The sequence below is a fragment of the Chryseobacterium phosphatilyticum genome (genome assembly GCF_002899825.2).
GTDB classification, from domain to species: domain Bacteria; phylum Bacteroidota; class Bacteroidia; order Flavobacteriales; family Weeksellaceae; genus Chryseobacterium; species Chryseobacterium phosphatilyticum.
In genome coordinates this window covers 1-500 of sequence record NZ_PPED02000066.1, presented here as the reverse complement: position 1 = coordinate 500, position 500 = coordinate 1, and the positions used below count along the sequence as shown (strand labels likewise).

Annotated in this window: 2 protein-coding genes; both read left to right on the top strand. The window is 59.0% G+C overall.

Going from position 1 to position 500, the window contains the following annotated elements; genetic code table 11:
- On the top strand, nucleotides 1-211 hold a 211-nt coding region (locus C1631_RS25435), incomplete at its 5' end, for a VirB8 family type IV secretion system protein (protein ID WP_133248971.1).
- A 44-nt stretch (nucleotides 212-255) separates the two neighbouring features.
- Nucleotides 256-500, top strand: a 245-nt coding sequence (locus C1631_RS25430; protein WP_133248970.1) for an IS1/IS1595 family N-terminal zinc-binding domain-containing protein, incomplete at its 3' end; no start/stop codon positions are given.

Sequence of the window (500 nt, the reverse complement as noted above, 5' to 3'; positions counted from 1 at the left end):
GAAAACCGCCTTGGTGCGCTTCGCAACGGAAGAGCGTTCTAACTCCAACGTCAAAAAGGAAAACTGGCTTTCTGTTGTCCGCTTTCAGTACAGCGGTGCTCCCATGCGGAATGAATACCGCTTTGAAAATCCGCTTGGTTTTCAGGTGACGGAGTATCGCCGCGACCAAGAGTCGGTTCAGGCGGACGGGGAGGGTTTTAGGGCTGCATAGATGACCTATCTTCCTCGCCGAGCGCATTCGGCGGGAGGTGGGTCATGGGTCTGCAGTGCAAGCGTTGTGGCAGTGAGGAGCACGTCAAAAATGGGCTGATGCGCTCCAAGCAGCGGTATCGGTGCAAGGCCTGTGGCCTGAACTTCACCGACACGCCCGCCCGCGGCAAGCCGCTGGCCATGAAGGCCACCGCGGTCCTGCTGTATGTCAGCGGCTTGTCGATGAACCGCACCGCCAAGCTGCTCGGTGTCTCGACACCGACGATCCAGGCTTGGCTGGAACAGTTCGC